Source organism: Actinomadura rupiterrae (assembly GCF_024172125.1).
Classification (GTDB): domain Bacteria; phylum Actinomycetota; class Actinomycetes; order Streptosporangiales; family Streptosporangiaceae; genus Spirillospora; species Spirillospora rupiterrae.
The window spans coordinates 25892-47264 of sequence record NZ_JAMZEA010000008.1 but is presented as its reverse complement, the minus strand read 5'-3'; the positions used below and the strand labels follow the sequence as shown (position 1 = coordinate 47264).

Genomic DNA, 21373 nt, shown 5'->3' with positions numbered 1-21373 from the left:
GGGACCGGACCGCGCAAACCCCGTCCGACCTGGGCATTCACCCGCTGATCACCCGCTGGACATCCGGGACCCCTAATTTCCGGCTGTGACCGATCGCTCATCCCTTTACAAGGCCGCCGCGGCCGCCCTGGCCGCCGCCATCGCCTTCCCCGCCGCCGCTGCCACCTCCGCGGTAGCGGCAGACAGCACCCCCGCGGTAGCGGCAGACAGCACCCCCGCGGTAGCGGCAGACAGCGCTGCTCCGGCAGGCGCGGACCACGCCAAGACCGGCGGCGCCACGCTGCCGCGCATCCCGCTGGCCCAGTTCCAGAACCGGCTCCTGCCGCACAGCATCGCCGACGATCACGGCGTCGCGCTCGGCGGGATCGGCAGCGACCTGTTCCACGAGCCCGGAACTCCGAACGACGAGTTCTGGGCGATCACCGACCGCGGCCCGAACGGCACCGTCACCGTGGACGGCGAGGACCGCACGACGTTCCCCGTCCCCTCCTTCGACCCGACGATCGTCAAGGTCAGGGCGCACAAGGGCGTCCTGAAGATCGTGAAGGCGCTGCCGGTCCGCGCGCGGGACGGCCGTCCGGTGACGGGCCTGCCGAACGTGCCCGGACGCGAGGACGCGCCCTACTCCTTCGACGGCAAGACGCAGCTGGCCTACAACCCTGACGGGATCGACACCGAGGGCCTCGTGCGCACGCGCGACGGCGGGTTCTGGATCGCCGAGGAGTACGGGCCGTCCCTGCTGCACCTGGACCGGCACGGGCGCGTGATCAAGCGGTACGTCCCGCAGGGCTGGCCGGGCCAGGGCGCGCACTCGCCGATCAAGGCGAACCTGCCCGCGATCCTCAACAAGCGCACCTACAACCGCGGTTTCGAGGGCCTGACGATCAGCCCGGACGGCCGCTACCTGTACGCGGCGGTGCAGAGCCCGCTGTCCAACCCGGACAAGAAGACGTCCAAGGTGTCCCGGAACGGCCGGATCCTCCGGTTCGACCTGCGCAAGGACGAGGTCACCGGCGAGTTCGCCTACCGCTTCGAGGACGTCTCCTCGTTCGACCCGCAGAGCGGCGGCAAGCAGTCGGAGATGAAGATCTCCGCGCTGACCGCCCTTCCGGACGGCCGGATCCTCGTGGACGAGCGCACCGACCGCCTCGCCCGGCTGTACTCGGTGGACGTCCGCACGGCGACGAACATCCTCGGCTCGCGCTGGGACGACACCGCGACCACGCCGTCCTTCGAGGCGTCCCCGGACGTCCCGGCGGGCGTGACCGCGCTGCCGAAGACCCTCGCCGTCGATCTGGCCAAGGTCCCGGGCGTCCCGGGCAAGATCGAGGGTGTCGCGCTCGCCGGGCGGCGCACCCTCGCGGTCATGAACGACAACGACTTCGGCCTGGGTACGTTCGGTCCGGACGGGCGCCTTGTCGACAGTGGAGTCCCCACGACCTTGAGGTTTGTCCGATTCTGAGGGATGTGACCCATCTCATTGGACGGGGCGTCCAGAAGTATTGAGTGAGCACCGGGTGCCGGGAAATCATCGGGGGCACCCGGTACCCACCCCGAACCGAGGACGTGTGGCCATGGCGCGGAGCTACAACCTGGCGGATCTCCTGGAAATCCTCGCGGAGGCGGGTCCCGACAGACCGGCTCTCGTCGCGGGTGACCAGCGCCGAACGTACGCCGAGCTCAACGAGCGCGCCAGCCGCGTGGGGCACCACCTCGCGGGCGCCGGGGTCCAGCCGGGCGAGCACGTCGCGATCCTCGCGTTCAACCGCGCCGAGTGGCTGGAGACCATGCTCGGCATCTTCAAGATCCGCGCGGTGCCGATCCCGGTGAACTACCGGTACGTGTCCGCCGAGCTGCACCACGTGCTCTCGGACTCCGACTCGGTCGCGCTGGTCGGCGAGCGGTCGCTGCTGGCCAAGGTCCAGGACGTCCGCGGCGACCTGCCCAGGCTGCGGCACGTGGTCGTCCTGGAGGACGGCGCGGACGCCGAGATCCCCGGCGCGGTCGAGTACGAGAAGGCGCTCGGCGAGGCGACCGGCGACGACGACTTCCCCGCGCGGTCCAGCGACGACCGCTACATCATGTATACCGGCGGGACGACCGGCTACCCCAAGGGCGTCGAGTGGCGCTGCGAGGACATCTTCTTCGGCGCGCTCGGCGGCGGGAACGTCCTCGGCGACCCGGTGACCAGCCCGGAGGCCCTCGCCGCCAACGCCGAGCAGCCCGCGATGGCGGTGCTCGACTGCGCGCCGGTGATGCACGGCGCGGGCCAGTGGGTGGCGTTCATGGGCCTGTTCAGCGGCGCCAAGGTCGTCCTCTACACCGACCACGCGTTCGACCCGGCCAAGGCGCTGCGGCTGCTCGCCGAGGAGCAGGCGAACGTGCTGATGATCGTCGGCGACGTGATGGCGCGCCCGGTCGCCAAGGAGCTGGCGAGCGGCGACCACGACGTCTCGTCGCTGTTCGCGATCGCGTCCGGCGGCGCGCCGCTCACCGAGGGCGCCAAGGACGAGCTGAAGGTCCACCTGCCGAACGTGATCTTCCTCGACAACTACGGCGCGTCCGAGACCGGCGCGTGCGGGCCGTCGGTCGGCGGCAAGGAGGGCACCGCCCGGTTCATGATGAAGCCGGAGATCTCGGTGCTGGACGACGACCTCAAGCCCGTCCGGCCCGGCGAGATCGGCAAGCTCGCGCGGACCGGGCACATCCCGCTCGGCTACTACAACGACCCGAAGAAGACCGCGACCACGTTCTTCACCGACGCGGACGGCGTCCGCTGGTCGGTCCCCGGCGACTTCGCGTCGCTGGAGGAGGACGGCACGATCGTGCTGCTCGGCCGCGGCTCGCTGATGATCAACACCGGCGGCGAGAAGGTGTACCCCGAGGAGGTCGAGGTCGCCCTCAAGGACCACCCGGACGTCTACGACGTCGTCGTGGTCGGCCTGCCGGACGAGCGGTTCGGGCAGCGCGTCGCGGCCGTGGTCGCGCCGCGTCCGGGCACGTCCCCGACGCTGGAGGAGCTGACCGCGCACTGCCGCGACCGGCTCGCCGGATACAAGCTGCCGCGCGAGGTGCGCCTGGTCAGCGAGGTGCAGCGGACGGCCGTCGGCAAGTCCGACTACAAGTGGGCGAAGTCGGTCTTCGCCGACGCCGCCTCGTAGCAGGAGTCGAACGCCGCCAGCACGGCGGGCCACGAGCACCGGACGGGCGAGGTGGCGCGGTTGTGCGCCGCGATCCGGCCCCGCAGCGCGGGGTCGGACGCCAGCCGCGCCAGCGCCGCCGCCAGCTCGCGCGGCGTCCCGCCGAGCAGCCCCTCCCGTCCGGACGTGACGAAGTCGGCGACGCCGCCGCCCGCCTGGGCCACCACGGGCACGCCCGCGAGGCGCGCCTCCAGGGCCGCGAGCCCGAACGACTCGCGGGACGCGGGGGCCAGGAACATGTCCGCGGTCTCCAGGACGTTCCGCACCTCGGAGCGGTCGAGGCGTCCGGTCAGCCGGACCCAGCCGGACATGCCGTGCCGCCGCAGGTACCGCTCCATGCGCCGGCGCGCCGGGCCGTCCCCGACGATCGTCGCGCGCAGCGGGACCGCCGACGCGGCCTCGCGCAGCACCCGCAGCAGGTTCACCGGCTCCTTGCGGGGTGCCAGGCGTCCGACCGCGACCACGTGCGCCGATCCGTCGCCTTCGAGTGGGACGGGTGCGACGCGCCGGTCCCCTTCGGCGGGCGTCTCGGCGTGCCATCGCGCTAGGTCGATGCCGTTCGAGATGACGCGGACCGGGAGCCGCCCGTCCACGACCGCGCGGATCGGACGGGCCGCCGCCTCGCTCACCGTCGTGACCACCAGCCCGCCGCCGTGCCGGCGCGCCCAGCCGGGCACGAGCGCCCGGTAGACCGTCCGGCTGACCGGCCCCCACATGCTGTGGACGGTCAGCACGACCGGCGGACCCGTTATCCCCAGGCTGTGGACGGCCCGCCAGGCGAACGGCGAGACCGCGCCCGCGTGGACGTGCACGACGTCCGGTTTCAGGTCGTCCAGCAGCGGGCCCAGGGAGCGCCCGATCGGCAGCTCCCAGGGCAGCGGCGCGACCAGCCGCGCCACCGGGAACGGCGTCGGCTCGCCCGCACCGGCCGGAGCGGGCGTGGCGGTGGCGACGGCGACCTCGTGGCCGGTGCCGTACTGGGCCCGGGCCAGCTCGTCCACCTGCACCTCGATGCCGCCGAGCCGGGGCGGGAAGCAGTCGCTGACGTGGAGAATCCGCACCCTCTGACGGTGCGGTCGGGGCGCACGGCGACACGCCCGACCGCGCGGGGGATGGGCGAGCCTTGACCCGGAGCGGGCCCGGCCTTCACGCGTCCCGGGAATCAAGATCCCGTGCGACGAACGTGCGTCTTCTTCCACGCCCATCCGGACGATGAGGCGCTGCTCACGGCGGGTTCGATGGCGCTGCTGGCGGCCGAGGGGCACCGCGTGGTGCTCGTCGTCGCCACCGCCGGCGAGCGCGGCCTCACCGCGGGCCCCCCGGCGGGAGCGGCGGAGCGGGGGCGGGATGCGCGGGGGCGGGATGCGCGGCGGCGGGCGCGGCTCGGGGTGGTGCGGACGGCTGAGCTGCACGATTCCGCGCGGGCGCTCGGGTGCGAGCGGGTCGTCCTGCTCGGATACGAGGACTCCGGGCTGGCCGGAGACGCGCCGGGCGGGTTCGCCCGCGCGCATCCGGAGGCGGCCGCTGCCGAGCTGGCCGAGCTGCTCCGGCAGGAGGCGGCCGACCTGCTGGTGGTGTACGACCCCGCGGGCGGGTACGGACACCCGGACCACGTCCAGGTGCACCGGGTCGGGACGGAGGCGGCGAGGATGGCCGGGACGCCCGTCGTCCTTGAGGCGACCGTCGACCGGGACCTGCTGCTGCGCGTGCTGCGCGGCCTCGCCCGCTGGCGCCTGCTGCCCCGCTCGCTGGACGTCGCGTCCTTCGAGAGGGCTTATTCGCCGAGTGCGGAGATCACGCACCGGGTGCCGGTGCGCCGGTTCGCCGCCGCGAAGCGGGCCGCGATGGCGGCGCACGCGACCCAGACCACCGGCGGGGAGTCCGTCCGGACGCTGGCCGCGCTGCTGCGGCTTCCCGGACCGCTGTTCCGGCGCGCTTTGGGCACCGAGTGGTACGTCCGGCGCGATCTGCCGCCGGGGACCGTCCTGCGGCATCCGCTGGCGTCCTGGCCGCACAGGGCACCGGCGCCGGAACCCGGCGAACCCGCGTTGGCGGCGGATACGGCGGAGCATTGAGCCGCCCCACCCGGGCCGTCCTGTCGGTGCTGTCGCTGGCGGGGGCGGCCGGACTGCTCGTCGCGCTGCCCTACCTGGTGGGCGTGGACTGGGCGGAGATCGGCCGCGAGTTGTCCCGGCTCGCCCTCTGGGAGCTGGCCGGGCTCACGCTGCTCTGGTTCGCCGGGCTCTGGGCCTACACCTACGTGCTCAAGGCGTCCCTGCCGGGCCTGACCAACTGGCAGGGGCTGCTGCTCAACACGGTCGGCAGCGCGGTCAGCAACCTGCTGCCGTTCGGCGGCGCGGCGGGCCTCGCGGTCACCTTCGCGATGGCCCGCGGCTGGGGCCACCGGAACGCCTCGATCACGGTGTCCGCGCTGGTCACGGGCATATGGAACGTGCTGGCGCGGCTGCTGCTGCCCGCCGTCGGGATCGTCGTGCTGCTGGTCGCGGGCGAGCTGCCGGGCCGCCGGATGGCCGCGATGGCGCTGCTCGCCGCCGCCGTCCTGCTGGGCATCGTCGGCGTCCTGGCGCTCGCGCTGCGCTCGCCGAAGGCGGCCCGGGCCGTGGACGACCGCCTGCGCGCGCTGGCCCGCCGCCTGCCCGCCCGTGCCGGACGTCCGCTGCTCCGGGGGGACGGCGTGCTGCTGTCGGTGCGGGACCGGACCGTGGACGTCCTGCGCACCGGCTGGCGCGGCCTCACCGCGGGCATGGCCGCCTACCTGCTGCTCCAGGCCGCGCTGCTGTACGCCTGCCTGCTCGCGGTCGGCGCGCACGTGCAGGTCGCCGAGGCGGCCGCGGTGTTCGCGATCAACCGGATGCTCACCACGGCGATCATCACGCCGAGCGGCGCGGGGATCAGCGAGACCGGGACCGCCGCGCTGCTCGTGCACTTCGGCGTGGCCGCCGGTCCGGCCGCCGCGGCGACGATCCTGTACTCCTTCTACACCTACGCCGTGGAGATCCCGGCGGGCGGCGCGGGCTGGCTGGGCTGGCTGCTGAGCCGCCGCTCCCGGAGCGTCCCGGCAGTTCCGGCGTATCGGGCATTGGTCCGCAAATGACTCAACGTAAGGATATTGTTACCACCGGTGGAACATGCCTTGAGCGCGGGCGACCGATAACCACCTCATGGGGGGAGAAGAGGTGATACCGCTCGCGCGCAGGTATCGCCTGCACTCGGTGGTAGGGCGCGGTGGGATGGGCACCGTCTGGCTGGCCCACGACGAGATGCTCGACCGCGAGGTGGCGGTCAAGGAGGTCCGCCTGCCGGAGCGCCTCACCGTCGGGGAGCGGCGGCTCGCGTGCCGGCGGATGGTCGAGGAGGCGCGGGCGACCGCGGCGCTCCGCCATCCGGGCGTCGTCCAGGTTTTCGACATCCTGATGGAGGACGGCCGGCCCTGGATCATCATGGAGTACCTGAAGGCGCGCTCGCTGCACGCGGTGCTCGCCCAGGACGGCCGGCTCCCGGCCGCGCGCGCCGCCGAGGTCGGGCTGGCGCTGCTGTCGGTGCTGCGCACCGCGCACACCGCCGGGATCCTGCACCGCGACGTCAAGCCGTCCAACGTGCTGCTCTGCGATGACGGGCGGGTGCTGCTCACGGACTTCGGGCTCGCCGTGCACATCAACGGCGGCCGCCAGCTGGAGGACACGCTGGTCTCCGGCATCGAGGGCTCGCCCGCCTACCTGCCGCCCGAGCGGGTGCGGGGGCTGCCCAGCGTCCCGGCGTCCGACCTGTGGTCGCTCGGCGCGACGCTGTACGCCGCCCTGGAGGGGCGCTCGCCGTTCCTGCGCTGCCACGCGCTCGCGTCGATGGTCGCGGTGCTGCTTGGCGAGTACGAGCCGCCGCGCGCCTCGCGCACGCTGGCCCCGGTCGTCGAGGGGCTGCTCCGCGAGGACCCGGACGAGCGCCTGACCGCCGACGACGTCGAGGAACTCCTACGCGACGCCCTGCGCACCCTGCCCAACGAGGCCGACGCCACGGAGGGGCTCGCCGTGAGCACGGCCGAGACCACCCGTTCGACCAACATCGCGGATGGGAGCGCGCGGCCTGCGGGCGTCGCGGCTCAGAGCGACCGGTCGACCAGCGACGGGAACGCGCCGCCCGCAGCCGTAGTGGACGAGGCCGCGGACGTCGCCACGAGCCTGAAGGCCGGAAGCCTGAAGCAGGCAGGGCCGTACGAGCCGTTCGACAAGAACGCGGACGCCTATGGTCTGGCCGACAAGAACGCCGTCTACGGGACGGGCGGCGGGCGCGGCTCGGTGCGCCGGGCGGCCGTCCGGATGCCCGCGTCGCGGCGCCCGCGGCTCGGGGCGTTGCTCGGGCTCGGCGCGGCGCTGGCCGGAGTGGCGGCGCTCGGAGCCTGGTCGGCGCGCTGGACCTCGGTGAGCAAGAGCGCCTCGGCGGTGCTGCAGCCGGTTCCCGGCGCGTCGGCGCCGACGACCGTCTTCCACGCGGAGGGCGCGTTCAGCGTGGAGGTCCCCGCGAACTGGCACAACCACCACGTCCGGAACGGCGTGGCCTGGAAGGCCCCCTCGGGCGACGAGGGCCTCACCATCGTCCGGGCGCCCGGGGACGCGCTCAGCGGCCTGCACGCGGACGAGCGCTCCGCGACCGCGGACGGCGCCTACCCCGGCTACCGCCGGCTGCGGCTCGAACCCGCGCCCGACCTCGCGCGGGACGCGGCGGAATGGGAGTTCACCTGGAACCGGGACGGCGGGACGCGCGCGCTGCGCAGCCGCGTCGCCGGGTACGAGTTCTTCTTCTACACCCGCGCCTCGCGGTGGACGCCTGGTGCGCGGCTCTACGACCGGATCCTGCGGTCGTTCGATCCGGAGCCCTCCACAGGGAACTAGCGGGGTCCCGGCGGCCGGTGCCGGCGGGGTCCCAGGGATCGGAGGCGGGGGTCAGAGGGCCTGCTGCATGCGGAGCAGCAGCTCGGCGTTGGAGCTCGTGCCCTTCATCCGCTCCAGGAGCAGCTCGATCGCCTGCTGCTTGTCCATCCCGGACATCGCGCGGCGGAGCTTCCAGTTGAGCTCCAGCTCCTCGGGGGACATCAGCAGGTCCTCGCGGCGGGTGCTGGACGCCTCGACGTCCACGGCCGGGAAGACGCGGCGGTCGGCGAGGCTCCGGTCGAGCTTCAGCTCCATGTTGCCGGTGCCCTTGAACTCCTCGAAGAACACCTCGTCCATCCGCGAGCCGGTCTCGACCAGCGCGGTGGCGAGGATGGTGAGCGACCCGCCGTTCTCGATGTTGCGGGCCGCGCCGAAGAACTTCTTCGGCGGGTACAGCGCGGTCGTCGCGACGCCGCCGGCGAGGATCCGGCTGCTGGACGGGGCCGCCAGGTTGTAGACCCGGCCGAGCCGGGTGATCGAGTCGAGCAGCATGACCACGTCGTGGCCCTGCTCGACCAGGCGCTTGGCCCGCTCCACGGCCAGCTCGGCGAGGGCGATGTGCTCCTCGGCGGGCCGGTCGAAGGTGGAGTGCACGACCTCGCCCTCGACCGAGCGCTGGAAGTCGGTGACCTCCTCGGGCCGCTCGTCGATCAGCACGATCATCAGGTGGCACTCGGGGTTGGCGGTGGAGATCGCGTGCGCCAGCGCCTTGAGGATCATGGTCTTGCCGACCTTCGGCGGCGACACGATCAGGCCGCGCTGGCCCTTGCCGATCGGCGCCACCAGGTCGATGACGCGGGTCACCATGGCGCCGGTGTCCAGCCGCAGCCGCTCGTTCGGGAACAGCGGGGTGAGCTTGTTGAACTGGGGGCGGTCCGCGGCGGTCTCGGGCGCCAGGCCGTTGACCGTCTCGACGGACGCCAGCGCCGCGTACTTCTCCCGGTTGGACCGGGGCGGGCGGGCGGTGCCGGCGACGATGTCGCCGGGGCGCAGGTGGGCGTCCCGGACCTGCGCCTGGCTGAGGTGCACGTCGTCCGGGCCGGGCAGGTAGCCCGAGGTGCGGACGAAGGCCCGGTTGTCCTGGACGGCCAGGATGCCGTGGAACGGCACGACGGGGAGGGGCTGGGCCTCGCCCTGGCCGTCCGCCGCCTGCGCGTTCGCGGCGGAGGCGGGGGCCGCGCCGTCCGCGCCGTCGGGCGCGTGGGCGGGGGTGCGGGCCGGGGTCGTCCTGGCCCGGGTGCGGCGGCGCCGGTCTGCCTGTGCGGGCAGGGCGGCGTGTTCTGCCGTGGTGGTAGTGGTCATGCGGGTCCCTTCAGACGGCCGCCCCTGGCGGCGCGTGGTCGAGAGGAACGAAAGAGGGAAGTGGTCGATCGGCCCGGCGCGTCCGGGCGGAAGAGATTCGGCTCCCTGGAAGGCTGCGGGCGGCACGGGGGCCGCGCGGGCTGTCTCCGGGCGCTCAGAGGCCCGGGGCGGGGAACGAACGCGCCTGCTCCGACTTCGGTCCCGCCGGTACGGAGGCGAGGCGCTGATTTGACAGTACAGCACATTCCGCGTGGTGTGCATTCCCGCCCTTCCGCCGTTCCGGCGGTCCCCTGCGCGCCATGGCCTCCCCTGACGGCTTGCCCGAAGCCTTGCGGCCTTCGATGTGCGAACGCGCGACGAGGTTCCCACGTGCCACCGACAGCCCTGCCGCCCCGCCCCCGGGACGCCCGCGAACCGGCCCGCGCCGAGCACCGGAACGCCCGGATCCCGGCCTCGGGGCCTCCGCGCCGGGCGGCTGCGGGGCCCTCGGCGTCCCGGGGTGGACGGGGGTTTCCGTACGATGGCGACGCGTACGGGCGGAAGGGGTGGACATGGCCTCCGATGAGGGTCGGGACGGGCTGCGCTGCGCGGTGGCGGACGGGGTCGGCACGATCACGATCGACCGGCCCGCCAAGCGCAACGCGATGTCGGCGGACATGTGGCGCGAGCTGCCGGTCCTGCTGGACCGGCTGGCCGCCGACCGGTCGGTGCGCGCGGTGGTGCTGACCGGCGCGGGCGGCGACTTCTGCGCGGGCGCCGACATCTCCGAGCTGGCCGACATCAACCGGCACGACAAGGGCCACCTGTCCACGCTCGCCGAGGAGGCCGTGGCCGCGTTCCCGAAGCCGACCGTGGCCGCGATCGAGGGCTTCTGCGTGGGCGGCGGCTGCCAGCTCGCGGTGGCCTGCGACCTGCGGTTCGCCGCCGAGGACGCGCGGTTCGGGATCACCCCGGCCAAGCTCGGCATCGTCTACCCGGCCGCCGCGACCGCGCGGCTGGTCCGGCTGGTCGGGCCGTCCGCGGCCAAGTACCTGCTCTACTCGGCCGACATCGTGGACGCGGCGCACGCGCTGCGGATCGGGCTGCTGAACGAGACCGTCCCGGCGGGCACCGTCCACGACCGGGTGGCCGCGTTCACCGCCACGCTCACCACGCGGTCGCTGCTCACGCAGTGCGCCACCAAGGACATCGTGGACACGATCGCCGCCGACCGCCCGGTGGAGGACCTCGTGCGGTCCTGGCTGGACGAGGTGGTCGCGGGCGGCGACGTCGCCGAGGGCGTCTCGGCCTTCCTGGAGCGCCGCCAGCCCCGCTTCACCTGGGCCGGGAACTGACGCCGCGTCCGCCGGACTTCCAGGACGCCACCCCAGGGCGTCGCCCGGGACGCCGCCCATGGCGCCTCCTGTGACGGATGCGGCGGTTGTGGCGGGGCAGCGCCTTTGGCAGGGTGTTCGCCATGAAGCCACGTACCGTTCGCATGAGCGTCACGCTGGTCGGGGGAGCGGCGGCGGTGGCCGTGGCCCTCACCGGGTGCGGGGACACCAAGGCGGGCAGCAAGACGTCCGGGTCGTCCGGCCTGACGCCGTCGGCCGGCGCGTCGACGGGAACGGCGGCACCTGGCGGGAAGACGGTGCCGGAGACGGTCCCCTCGCACGTCAAGGAGGGCGAGCGCGGCGGCTCCGGCGCCCGCTGCTCCCAGGCGGAGCTGGGCGCCGAGCTCCAGCGGCAGCCGTGGAGCAAGCAGGGCCACGAGTTCGCGACGCTGATCCTCACCAACCGCGCGTCCAAGCCGTGCACGCTCGCCGCCGGGTGGGCCGGGTTCGGCAAGGGCAGGAACGGCAGGTTCGAGGATCTGCGGACGACCCGCGCCAAGATGCCCGGCGAAGGCGTGACGATCACGCTGAAGCCCGGCACGTCGGCGTTCGAGGGCGTGAAGTACGACGCGACCGCCGGCTGCCCGTCCATCGGGGGGTTCGGCGTGAAGCTGCACGGCGGCTGGATCGACGTCCGGACGCCGGGTCAGCGAGGCCCGGTCGTGCTCTGCCCCGACTCGTTCACCGCCGGGACGATCCAGCCGGTCATGAACGGCGTGAACTTCCAGCACTGACCGTGTCGGCCGGGGATCACTGGTTGAGGTAGGCGAGCACCGCCAGCACGCGCCGGTTGTCGTCGTCGGAGACGGCGAGGTCCAGCTTGGCGAAGATGTTGGCGGTGTGCTTGGTGACCGCCCGCTCGGTGACGACCAGCTGCTGCGCGATCGCCGCGTTCGAGCGGCCCTGCGCCATCAGCTCCATCACCTCGCGCTCGCGCGGGGTGAGCCGGCCGAGCGGCGAGTCGTCCCGGCCGCGCGCGACGAGCCGGGCGACGACCTCCGGGTCCATCGCGGTGCCGCCGGACGCGACCCGGCGCACCGCGTCCACGAACTGGCCCGCGTCGAACACCCGGTCCTTCAGCAGGTAGCCGATGCCGCCCGAGCCGTCCGCGAGCAGCTCGCGGGCGTAGAGCTGCTCGACGTACTGCGACAGCACCAGGACGGGCAGCCCCGGCACCTGGCGGCGGGCCTCCAGCGCGGCCTGCAGGCCCTCGTCGGTGAAGGTCGGCGGCAGCCGCACGTCGACCACCGCCACGTCCGGGCGGTGGTCGAGGAGCGCTTTGAGCAGGGACGGGCCGTTGTCCACGGCCGCCGCGATCTCGAAGTCGTGCGCCTGGAGCAGGCTGACCAGCCCCTCGCGCAGCAGGGCCAGGTCCTCGGCGAGCACGACGCGCAACGGGTCTCCGTCAGGAAGTGAGGAGCGCGCAGGGCAGCTCCAGGGTGACGATGGTCGGGCCGCCCGGAGGGGAGCTCAGGGCCAGCACACCGTCGAATGTACCGATACGCCGCTCGATCCCGCGAAGTCCGGTGCCTCCGGACATGGACGCGCCGCCCGTCCCGTCGTCGGTGACCGAGATCCGCAGCATGCCCGCCTCGTACCGGACGTCCACCCAGACGTGCCGGGCGCCGGAGTGCTTGGCGACGTTGGTCAGGATCTCCGACACCGCGAAGTAGGCGGCGGACTCGACCGGGGCGTCCGGACGTCCGGGCAGGTCGACCGAGACCTCGACGGGCAGCGGGTGGTCCAGCGCGAGCGCCTTCACCGCGTCGCCGACGCCGCGGTCGGCGAGCACCGGCGGGTGGATGCCGCGGACGAGGTCGCGCAGCTCAGACAGCGCCTTGGCGGACGACGCGCGGGTCTCGGCGAGCAGGGTCCGGGCGCGGTCGGGGTCCTTGTCCAGCAGGTGCTCGATCGCGCCGAGGCTCATGCCCATCGCGACCAGCCGGGCCTGCGCGCCGTCGTGCAGGTCGCGCTCGATGCGGCGCAGCTCGCGGGCCGAGGTGTCCACGGCGTCCGCGCGGGTCTCGGCGAGGTGCTGGACGCGCAGCGCGAGCCGGGACTTCTCGGTCGGGCCGAGCATGGACTGCGTCCAGCGGCCGTAGACGTCCATCAGGCGCGGGCCGTAGTAGAGCCCGGCGATGGCGTACAGCGTGCCGAACCCGGCGATCAGCGCCGCGTTGACCGGGTGGTCGGAGAAGCTGCCCTGGAGCGGGATGAAGGTGTACCACTCGTTCCCGCTGTGCGCCTTGATGATCCGGCCGAGGAACGCCGCGAGCAGCCAGCCGTAGATCCCGTACAGCATCGCGAAGAACGACAGCGAGGCGGTGAACGCGCTGACGAACGGGTCCAGCAGCATGAACGCCAGGTCCCGCCAGGTCGCCGGGTCCTGGATGATCGCGACGAACCGCTGCGTCGGGCCGCCCTCCGGCACGGGCAGGTAGGGCCGCTCGACGGTCCGGCCCGTCCAGTTGGAGACCAGGTCGCGGTAGGTGCCGAGCAGGCTGCGCAGGGCGAGCACCGCCGACGGCACGAGCAGGATGCCGACACCCACGCCGACCAGCGAGAACGCCGTCGTCACCATGGTCGAGACGAACAGCAGCGGGAACGACAGCAGCCACAGTCGCAGCCCCCGCCAGGGCACCGCCGCGTGCCTCCTGAAGCAGTCCCTCAACGCAACCTCGCCGCTCACCGGATCCTCCATCGTTCGAACCATCGGCACCCAGTCTCCGCTGGTGGCCCGGCGGGCGCAGTGTGGCGGGAACCCGAGGCCGTGGTGCACCTAAGTACACCCCAGGTCGGCACATAGCGTCATTTTCCGGCGAGCCGCGAGTTCCTAGCGTTTTGACCTGCACCCCCCACCTATGCAGCAGGGATGACCATGAAGCGGAACTTCGCGGAGCGGCTGGGCCTCTGGAGCGCCCACCACCGCACGATCGCCATCGTCGGCTGGCTCGCCTTCGTCGTGCTGGCCACGGTGCTCGGCGGGATGGCCGGCACCGTGAAGCTGAAGTCCTACGAGCAGGGCGTCGGGTCGTCGGCCCGCGCCGAGAGGATCCTGGACGACGCCGGGATCGACAACCCGCCGACCGAGATGGTGCTGCTGCACTCCGACGACGCGGGCAAGCTGACCAGGGCCGTCGCGGACGTCCGGGCCCGGGCGCAGGCGACCGGGCAGGTCAGCGGGATGAAGCCGACGCTGACCGGCAAGGACCCGCGGGACCGCCTGGTCATGTTCGAGATGGCGGGCGACCCGAAGCAGGCCAAGTCGCACGTCCAGCCCGTCCTGGACGCGACCGCCGCCGCGCAGAAGGCCAACCCCGGCGTCTCGATCGGCGAGTTCGGCGGGGCGAGCGCGAACCACTGGTTCGGCAAGGCGGTCGGCAAGGACTTCAAGCGCGCCGAGATCACCGCGCTGCCGCTCGCGCTCGGCATCCTGCTGGTCGCGTTCGGCGCGCTGCTCGCCGCGCTGCTGCCGGTGACGCTGGCGTTCACCGCGTTCCTGGCGTCCATGGGGCTGGTCGGGCTGATCAGCCACAGGATCCACGTGGACGACTCGACCAACTCGGTGATGCTGCTCATGGGCCTCGCCGTCGGCGTCGACTACTGCCTGTTCTACCTCCAGCGGGAGCGCCAGGAGCGGTCGCTCGGCCGCGACAAGGAGGCCGCGCTCCGGATCGCCGCCGCGACGTCCGGACGGTCCGTGCTGGTGTCCGGCCTGACCGTGATGGTGGCGATGGCCGGGATGTTCATCACCGGGATGGGGATCTTCGAGGGCTTCGCGCTCGGCACGATCCTGGTGGTCTGCGTCGCGATGCTCGGCTCGGTGACCGTCCTGCCCGCGCTGCTGTCGCTGCTCGGCGACAAGGTGGAGCTCGGCCGCATCCCGTTCCTCAACCGGTCCGGGCGGCGTGCGGGACGGCGCGGACGCCAGGCCAGGCCGGCGCGCCAGGGCGGCCGGATCGTCGGCGCGCTGCTGCGCCCCGTCCTCGCCAAGCCGGGCATCGCCGCCGTCCTCGCGGCCGGGGTGCTGCTGGTGCTGGCCGCGCCCGCGCTCGGCCTGAAGACGCAGAAGCTGGACGTGAACCAGCAGATGCCGAAGAGCGAGCAGCTCGCGCAGACCTACGTCGCGATCAACAAGGCGTTCCCGGGCAGCCCCGGCCCGGCCGTCGTCGTGCTGAAGGCCGACGACGTCAACTCCGCGCCCGTCAAGGCCGCGATCGCCGACCTGAAGACTCAGGCGCTCGCGACCGGGAAGATGAACAACCCGATCCTCACGCGGGTGCACGGCTCGTCGGTCGTGCAGATCCAGGTCCCGCTCGCCGGGGACGGCACCGACCGGACGTCCAAGGACGCGCTGAAGACGCTGAGCGGGCAGATCGTCCCGAACACGGTCGGCAAGGTCGGCCAGGCCGAGGTCACCGGCCGCCTGGCCTTCTCCGAGGACTTCAACGGGCGGCTCTCGGACAGCATCCTGCCGGTGTTCCTGTTCGTGATGGGCGTGACGTTCCTGCTGATGCTGGTGTTCTTCCGCTCGCCGGTGATCGCGGCTACGGCGATCGTGCTGAACCTGCTGTCGGTCGGCGCCGCCTACGGCGTGATGGCCGCGGTGTTCCAGCACGGCTGGGGCGCGTCGCTGGTGGCGACCGAGCCGGTCGGCGCGCTGGAGTCCTGGATCCCGCTGTTCGTCTTCGTCGTCCTGTTCGGCCTGTCGATGGACTACCACGTGTTCGTGGTCTCCCGGATCCGCGAGGCGCACGACCGCGGCCTGCCCACCACCGGGGCCGTCTCGGACGGCGTCCGCGCCACCGCCGGCGTGGTGACCAGCGCCGCGGTCATCATGATCGCCACCTTCGGGATCTTCGGCACGCTGTCCATGCAGGACTTCAAGCAGCTCGGCGTCGGCCTCGCGGTCGCGGTGCTGATCGACGCGACGCTCGTCCGGGTGATCCTGCTGCCGGCCGTGATGTCCCTGCTCGGCCGCGCCAACTGGTGGACGCCGCGCTGGCTGGCCTGGCTCCCGGCCGTCTCGCACGGCGAGCCGGAGGCCCCGCACCCCGCCGCCGCCTCCGGAGACGGCTCCCCGGTACTCACCCGCTGACCGCGTACTCACCCGCTGACCCTGTGGGTGTGGAGGCCCTCGTCCGCTTCGGCGGGCGGGGGCTTTTTTATGTCGGACCTACTTTTCTCTTGACCGGTTGAGTGTGTGCATCCTAAATTTAGTCCCAACCTAATCAAGGAGGTCCGATGACCGCTGTCGCCGCCACACGTCCCGGCGCGGAGCGCCGCCAGCACGCCGCCCGCCTGGACGGGCCGCTGCTGCGGGCCGCGTTCGTGCTGGTCCTCGGGCCGGTGCTGGCGCTGCTCGACACCACGATCGTCGGTGTCGGGATCGCCGCCGTCTCCCGCGACCTGCACGGGTCGCTCACCACCGTGCAGTGGGTGTCCGCCGGGTACCTGCTCGCGCTCTCGATGGTGATGCCGCTGTCGGGCTGGGCCGCCGAGCGGTTCGGGGCGCGCCGGATGTGGATCGGCTCGGTCGCGCTGTTCACGCTCGGGTCCGCGCTGTGCGGGCTGGCCTGGTCGATGCCCGCGCTGATCGCGTTCCGCGTCGTGCAGGGGATCGGCGGCGGCATGATCCAGCCGATCGGGCAGGCCACCCTCGTCCGCGCGGCCGGGCCGGAGCGCCTCGGCCGCGTCCTGTCGCTCACGCTGCTGCCGCTCACGTTCGCGCCGGTGCTCGGGCCGGTGCTCGGCGGCGTCCTGCTGCGGCATCTCGACTGGCGCTGGATGTTCCTGGTGAACGTGCCGATCGGCATCCTGACCGCCGTGCTCGCGGCGCGCTTCCTGCCGCGCGACGAGCGCGGGCCGGGGCGGACGCGGCTGGACGTCCTCGGGCTCGCGCTGCTGTCGCCGGGGCTCGCGGCGCTGGTCTACGGGCTGTCCGAGTCGTCCTGGCTTGCGATGGGCGCGGGCGTGGCGCTGGTCGGCGGGTACGCCGTGCACGCGCTGCGGACGTCCCGGACTCCGCTCATCGACCTGCGGCTGTTCGCGCGGCGCGGGTTCGCGGTCGCGTCGGGAAACTCGTTCCTGCAAGGCGCGACGCTGTACAGCTCGATGCTGCTGCTTCCGCTGTACTTCCAGAGCGCCCGGCATGCGGGCGTGCTGGAGGCGGGGTTGCTGCTGACGCCGCAGGCGCTCGGCACGGCCGCCGCGTCGTTCCTGTCCGGACGGCTCGCCGATCGCGTGGCGCCGCGCCCGCTCATCCTGCTGGGCATCGCGCTGACGCTGGCCGGGACGGTCCCGTTCGTCCTCGCGGGGCCGCCGACCTGGCTGCTCATGGCGGCGCTGACCCTGCGCGGCGTCGGACTCGGTATCGCGATGACGCCGGGCATGCGCGCCATCTACGCGAGCGTGCCGCGCGACCAGGTGCAGCGCGCGGCCGGAGCGGTCAACACCGTCAACCGCGTCGGCGGCTCGCTCGGGACGGCCGTCCTCGCGCTGGTCCTTCAGGACGCGCTCGCACACCACCCGGCATCGGACGCCTTCAGCGGCGCGTTCGGATGGGCGCTCGCGCTATCGGCACTGACGCTCGTCCCCGCAGCGCTCTACCCGTCGAAGCGGACCTGACGGTCAGAGCGCGACGAAGTTCAGGCCGCGCGCCTTCAAGCGGGGGATGACGTAGCGGAGCGAGGCGACCGTCTGGGAGCGGTCGCCTCCGCCGTCATGGCAGAGCAGAACGTTCCCGGCCTTCGCCGACAGCATCGTCCGGCGGATGTGGCCGACACCCGGACGGGACCAGTCGGTCGGGTCGACGGCCCAGTCCACGGGCAGCATGCCGTGCTCGGCGACCAGCTCCAGGTTCTCCTTGGACCACGCGCCGCCGGGCGCGCGGAACAGCGTCGGGACGACGCCCGTGACGTCCGCGACCCGCTTGTACGGCTCCAGCACCTCCTTGCGGAGGCGCTTGCCGGACAGCCGGTCGAACGGGATCGGGTGCGTCTGGGTGTGGTTGCAGATCTGGTGCCCGGCCTCGACGACCCGCCGGGTCAGCTTCGGCCACTCCTGGATCTGCTCGCCGATCTGGAAGAACGTCGCGTGCACCTGGTGCTCGGCGAGCAGGTCGAGCACCTGCGGCGTCCACTCCGGATGCGGGCCGTCGTCGATGGTCAGCGCGATCGAGTTCGGCGGCGCGGGCGGGCTGACGTCCTTGAAGATGTCCCGGATGGGCGCCTTGACCAGGGTGAGGCGCTCCTGCGTCCAGGACGCGGGACGCGGCGTGGGGGTCGGGGTGGGCGTGGGCGTCGGCGTAGGCTTGAGCTGCTGCGCCGGGTGCCCGGTGTTCGCCGCCTGGTGGACGTGCGCGGCCCGGGCCTTCCCGTGCAGCGCGCCGTCGGCGCCGAGCACGGCGAGCCCGGCGACACCCATCAGGGTGAGCGCGGTTCGCCTGGTCGGTCCGCTGGTCCCCGTATCCGCCACATGCCCCACGTTAGCGGGGTTTCCGCACGCCGAGGTGCCGGAATCAGGTCACAATCGGTTGAAATGAAGCTGGTCGCTCATCAATGACCGGAACGCCGTCCGTCGGGCCGCTGCTCGGGCTCGTCCTCGCCGCGTTCGCGGTCCTCGCGGTCGTGCTCGTCCGGTTCGGCGGGCTCGGTCTGTCGCGCGACATGGCGACCGCCGCGCTGCGCGCCGTCGTGCAGCTGTCGGCCGTGTCGCTGCTCATCGCCGGGGTGCTGCGCAGCGGCGCGCTGACCGGCTGCTTCATCGCCGCGATGCTGACGGTCGCCGCGTTCACCGCCGCGCGCCGCGTCGTCGGACGGACCGTCCGGACGCTGCGGGCCTCGGTGCGCGCGGCCGGCTGGACGGCGCTCGCGATCGGCGCGGGCGCCGTTCCCGCGCTGGTGCTGATGCTCGCGACGCGGCTCGTCCCGCTGCGTCCGGTCGCGGTGCTGCCGATCGCGGGCATCCTGATCGGCGGCGCGATGACCGCGACCGCGCTCACCGGCCGCCGCGCGCTGGACGACCTGCGGCTGCGGCGCGGCGAGTACGAGGGCGGGCTCGCGCTCGGGCTGCCGGAGCGGGACGCGGCGCTGGAGGTGTGCCGTCCGGCGGCGGCGCTCGCGCTCGTCCCGGCGATCGACCAGACCCGGACGGTCGGGCTGGTCACGCTGCCGGGCGCGTTCGTCGGCGTCCTGCTCGGCGGCGCCAGCCCGGTGCAGGCGGGCGCCGCGCAGCTGCTCGTGCTGATCGCGCTGCTGGCCGTCGAAGCGGCATCCGCCCTGCTCATGCTCGAACTGGTCGCGGCCGGGCACTTCGGCGACGGCCGCGACTACTCCTGAGCGGGTCGGTCAGAGGACGCAGGCGAGCGCGTCGATCTCGACGAGCATGTCCTCGTGCGGCAGCTCCACGAACACCGTGGTTCGGCAGGGGAGCGGCGTGTCGCCGGAGTACTTCTTCACGAACTCGCCGTACGCCTCGTTCATCGCGGCGAAGTCCTCGCGCTTGGTGAGGTAGACGCGGAACATCATCACGTCCTCGACCGACGCGCCGCCCGCCTCCAGGATCGCGCGGACGTTCTCCAGCACGCGCGTGGTCTGCGCCTTCACGTCGCCGTGGTGCAGGTACGCGCCGGTCTCCGGGTCCTGCGGGCCCTGCCCGGAGACCTGGAGCAGCGGGCCCTTGCGGACGCCCTGCGAGAACACCCACGCGGGCGCGGGCGCGCCGTCGGAACGGACCTCGGTCTTGGCGGTCATGCTTGCTGGTTTCCCTTCTCTCGGGGCCGGTGGCCGAAGTCGGCGGAGATGGCGGTGGCCGTCTCCAGCAGGTCGGGCAGCAGGTCGGTGACGCGCTCGGGCGCGACCGGCGCGAGGTCGGGCACCGAGACCGACGCCGCCGCGACGACCTGCCCGGACGCGTCCCGGACGGGCGCCGCGACGCAGCGGATGAACGTCTCGTGCTCCGCGTCGTCCACGGCGTAGCCGCGCGCCGCGACGCGGTCCAGCTCGGCGAGCAGCGCGTCCGGGCCGGTGATGGTGTTCGGCGTGAACGCGGTGTACTCGATGGCCGCGGCGACCGCGCGGCGGCGCGCGTCCGGCAGGTCGGCGAGCAGCACCTTCGCGATCGCGGTGGCGTGCAGCGGCATCGGCAGGCCGACCCGCGAGTACATCCGGACCGCGTGCCGGGAGTCGTACTTGTCCAGGTAGACGACCTCGCCGCCCTCGTACACGCCGAGGTGGACGGTCTGCCCGGTGCGGTCGTTCAGCCGCGCGAGGTGCGGGGCCGCGACGCGCCGCACGCCGCGCTGGTCGAGCGCCGCCGCCGACAGCTCGAACAGCCGCGAGCCGAGGTGGAAGCGGTGCTCGCCGTCGCGATGCACGAACCGGTCGTCCTCCAGGACGCGCAGCAGCCGCAGCACGGTCGTCTTGTGCACGCCGAGCTCGGCCGCGAGGTCGTCCAGCGAGCGCGGGCCGTCCGCGAGGCCGCGCAGCAGGTGCAGCCCGCGCGCGAGGCTCTGGCTCATCCGATCCCCCGGGTGATGGTGGTGGCCGCCCACTCCGCCGGGGACGCGGCGAGCAGCGCGGCGATCCGGTCGGGCGGGGGCGGCGGTCCGTGGTCGCCGTGCACGACCAGCGCGCCCGCGGCGGCCAGGTGGCCGAGCCGCAGCCGCCCGCGCGGGTCGAGCCCGCGCAGCGTACCGGCCAGGAACCCGGCGGCGAACGCGTCCCCCGCCCCCACCGGCTCGACGACCTCGACGCGCAACGCGACCTCGGTTGCGAGTGCGTCGCGGGTGACGGCGGTGGCGCGGTGCTTGTCGTCCTTGACGACGATGACGTCCGGTCCGGGGAGCAGCGCGCGGAGCCGTTCGGGGTCGCCCGTGCCGAGGACGCGTTCGGCCTCGTCCGCGCCGAGCAGGACGATGTCGGCGGCGTCCAGCAGCGGGACGAGCGTCGCGGCGGCGTCGGTGCCCGGCGGCCAGAGCGCCGGACGGTGGTTCAGATCGAAGCTGGTCAGGCGGCCCGGGACGCGTCGTTGCAGCAGCTCGGCGACGAGCTTGTGCGCGCCTTCCGACAGCGCGGGCGTGATGCCGGAGAGGTGGACGAGCGGCGCGTCGCGCAGCACGCGGACGTCCATCATCTCGGGCGAGAGCGCCGAACCGGCCGAACCGTCGCGGTAGTAGTGCAGAACGCTGCCGTCCGGGCCCGCCTCCTTGACGAAGAGGCCGGTCGGACGGTCCGGGTCGGTGACGACGCCCGAGGTGTCCACGCTGGACGCGGCCAGCTCGGCGACGATGCGGCGGCCGAAACCGTCGGCTCCGACGCGTCCGACCCAGGCGGCGGGGACGCCGAGCGCGGCGAGCCCGCGCGCGACGTTCGCCTCCGCGCCGCCGATCGCGTGCCGGAACGTCTCGACGTGCTCCAGCGGCCCGGGCCGGTCGGGCAAGAAGGCCGCCATCGCCTCGCCGACGCACGCCACCGGCCCGGTTCCCGCCACCGGCTCCGCGCCCGCCGCCGGAGACTGCCGCTCAATCACTCTGCCGCTCCCCGTGGCCGAC

18 protein-coding genes are annotated in these 21373 nt (G+C 73.3%); 10 read left to right on the top strand and 8 right to left on the bottom strand.

The window, feature by feature from the left end:
• The first annotated feature begins 85 nt into the window (after nucleotides 1-85).
• Both FHU30_RS27650 and FHU30_RS27645 read left to right on the top strand, forming a co-directional pair.
• The gene (locus FHU30_RS27650) at nucleotides 86-1462 is read left to right on the top strand and encodes an esterase-like activity of phytase family protein (protein ID WP_253879684.1); all 1377 of its coding nucleotides are present in this window, start codon (nucleotides 86-88) and stop codon (nucleotides 1460-1462) included.
• Between the two features lie 112 nt (nucleotides 1463-1574).
• Complete coding sequence (locus FHU30_RS27645) at nucleotides 1575-3161, top strand: acyl-CoA synthetase (protein WP_253879683.1); 1587 nt, start codon at nucleotides 1575-1577, stop codon at nucleotides 3159-3161.
• On the opposite strand, the gene FHU30_RS27640 is transcribed toward FHU30_RS27645, so the two are convergent.
• Nucleotides 3119-4261 carry a glycosyltransferase family 4 protein gene (locus FHU30_RS27640; RefSeq protein WP_253879682.1) on the bottom strand — a complete coding sequence of 381 codons (1143 nt, stop codon included), beginning with the start codon at nucleotides 4259-4261 and terminating at the stop codon, nucleotides 3119-3121. The two genes, FHU30_RS27645 and FHU30_RS27640, sit on opposite strands and share 43 nt — an antisense overlap.
• A 111-nt stretch (nucleotides 4262-4372) precedes the next feature.
• On the opposite strand from FHU30_RS27640, the gene FHU30_RS27635 reads away from it, so the two are divergent.
• The 3 genes from FHU30_RS27635 to FHU30_RS27625 all read left to right on the top strand — a co-directional run bounded on the left by FHU30_RS27635 (nucleotide 4373) and on the right by FHU30_RS27625 (nucleotide 8107).
• Complete coding sequence (locus FHU30_RS27635) at nucleotides 4373-5275, top strand: PIG-L family deacetylase (RefSeq protein WP_253879681.1); 903 nt, start codon at nucleotides 4373-4375, stop codon at nucleotides 5273-5275.
• Entirely contained in the window at nucleotides 5272-6315 is a 1044-nt protein-coding gene (locus tag FHU30_RS27630) for a lysylphosphatidylglycerol synthase domain-containing protein (RefSeq protein ID WP_253879680.1), read from the top strand. Before FHU30_RS27635 ends, FHU30_RS27630 begins: the two co-directional genes overlap by 4 nt.
• Before the next feature lie 67 nt (nucleotides 6316-6382).
• Nucleotides 6383-8107 (top strand): serine/threonine-protein kinase, encoded by a 1725-nt coding sequence (locus FHU30_RS27625; RefSeq protein ID WP_301323775.1) that lies wholly within the window; start codon nucleotides 6383-6385, stop codon nucleotides 8105-8107.
• A 51-nt stretch (nucleotides 8108-8158) separates the two neighbouring features.
• Here the strand turns inward: FHU30_RS27625 and rho are convergent, their stop codons facing one another.
• The gene (gene rho, locus FHU30_RS27620; protein ID WP_372503965.1) at nucleotides 8159-9448 is read right to left on the bottom strand and encodes a transcription termination factor Rho; all 1290 of its coding nucleotides are present in this window, start codon (nucleotides 9446-9448) and stop codon (nucleotides 8159-8161) included.
• Nucleotides 9449-9999: 551 nt separating this feature from the next.
• On the opposite strand from rho, the gene FHU30_RS27615 reads away from it, so the two are divergent.
• Entirely contained in the window at nucleotides 10000-10782 is a 783-nt protein-coding gene (locus FHU30_RS27615) for an enoyl-CoA hydratase/isomerase family protein (RefSeq protein ID WP_253879678.1), read from the top strand.
• Nucleotides 10783-10904: 122 nt separating this feature from the next.
• Nucleotides 10905-11555, top strand: a complete 651-nt coding sequence (locus FHU30_RS27610) for a DUF4232 domain-containing protein (protein ID WP_253879677.1) — start codon at nucleotides 10905-10907, stop codon at nucleotides 11553-11555.
• A 16-nt stretch (nucleotides 11556-11571) separates the two neighbouring features.
• Here the strand turns inward: FHU30_RS27610 and FHU30_RS27605 are convergent, their stop codons facing one another.
• Together FHU30_RS27605 and FHU30_RS27600 are read right to left on the bottom strand one after the other, a co-directional pair.
• Nucleotides 11572-12216 carry a LuxR C-terminal-related transcriptional regulator gene (locus tag FHU30_RS27605; protein ID WP_253879676.1) on the bottom strand — a complete coding sequence of 215 codons (645 nt, stop codon included), beginning with the start codon at nucleotides 12214-12216 and terminating at the stop codon, nucleotides 11572-11574.
• Between the two features lie 10 nt (nucleotides 12217-12226).
• Nucleotides 12227-13510: a sensor histidine kinase gene (locus FHU30_RS27600; protein ID WP_253879675.1), complete on the bottom strand. Its 1284-nt coding sequence runs from the start codon at nucleotides 13508-13510 to the stop codon at nucleotides 12227-12229.
• Nucleotides 13511-13693: 183 nt separating this feature from the next.
• Between FHU30_RS27600 and FHU30_RS27595 the strand changes: the two genes are divergently transcribed.
• A complete protein-coding gene (locus FHU30_RS27595; protein WP_253879674.1) occupies nucleotides 13694-15919 on the top strand; it encodes an MMPL family transporter in 2226 nt (741 codons plus the stop codon).
• 146 nt (nucleotides 15920-16065) lie between these two features.
• A complete protein-coding gene (locus FHU30_RS27590; protein WP_253879673.1) occupies nucleotides 16066-17448 on the top strand; it encodes a DHA2 family efflux MFS transporter permease subunit in 1383 nt (460 codons plus the stop codon).
• Between the two features lie 3 nt (nucleotides 17449-17451).
• Here FHU30_RS27590 and FHU30_RS27585 read toward each other — a convergent pair whose 3' ends face one another.
• Entirely contained in the window at nucleotides 17452-18297 is an 846-nt protein-coding gene (locus FHU30_RS27585; RefSeq protein WP_253879672.1) for a polysaccharide deacetylase family protein, read from the bottom strand.
• 83 nt (nucleotides 18298-18380) lie between these two features.
• Between FHU30_RS27585 and FHU30_RS27580 the strand changes: the two genes are divergently transcribed.
• Nucleotides 18381-19160, top strand: a complete 780-nt coding sequence (locus FHU30_RS27580; RefSeq protein WP_253879671.1) for an ABC transporter permease — start codon at nucleotides 18381-18383, stop codon at nucleotides 19158-19160.
• Nucleotides 19161-19169: 9 nt separating this feature from the next.
• On the opposite strand, the gene FHU30_RS27575 is transcribed toward FHU30_RS27580, so the two are convergent.
• Genes FHU30_RS27575 through FHU30_RS27565 form a run of 3 tightly spaced genes read right to left on the bottom strand, consistent with a single transcriptional unit; the run spans nucleotide 19170 to nucleotide 21351 of the window.
• Nucleotides 19170-19574: a RidA family protein gene (locus tag FHU30_RS27575; protein ID WP_253879670.1), complete on the bottom strand. Its 405-nt coding sequence runs from the start codon at nucleotides 19572-19574 to the stop codon at nucleotides 19170-19172.
• On the bottom strand, nucleotides 19571-20341 hold the full coding sequence (locus tag FHU30_RS27570) for an IclR family transcriptional regulator (RefSeq protein WP_253879669.1): 771 nt from the start codon (nucleotides 20339-20341) through the stop codon (nucleotides 19571-19573). Before FHU30_RS27570 ends, FHU30_RS27575 begins: the two co-directional genes overlap by 4 nt.
• Entirely contained in the window at nucleotides 20338-21351 is a 1014-nt protein-coding gene (locus FHU30_RS27565; RefSeq protein ID WP_253879668.1) for a sugar kinase, read from the bottom strand. Before FHU30_RS27565 ends, FHU30_RS27570 begins: the two co-directional genes overlap by 4 nt.
• Nucleotides 21352-21373: the final 22 nt, after the last annotated feature.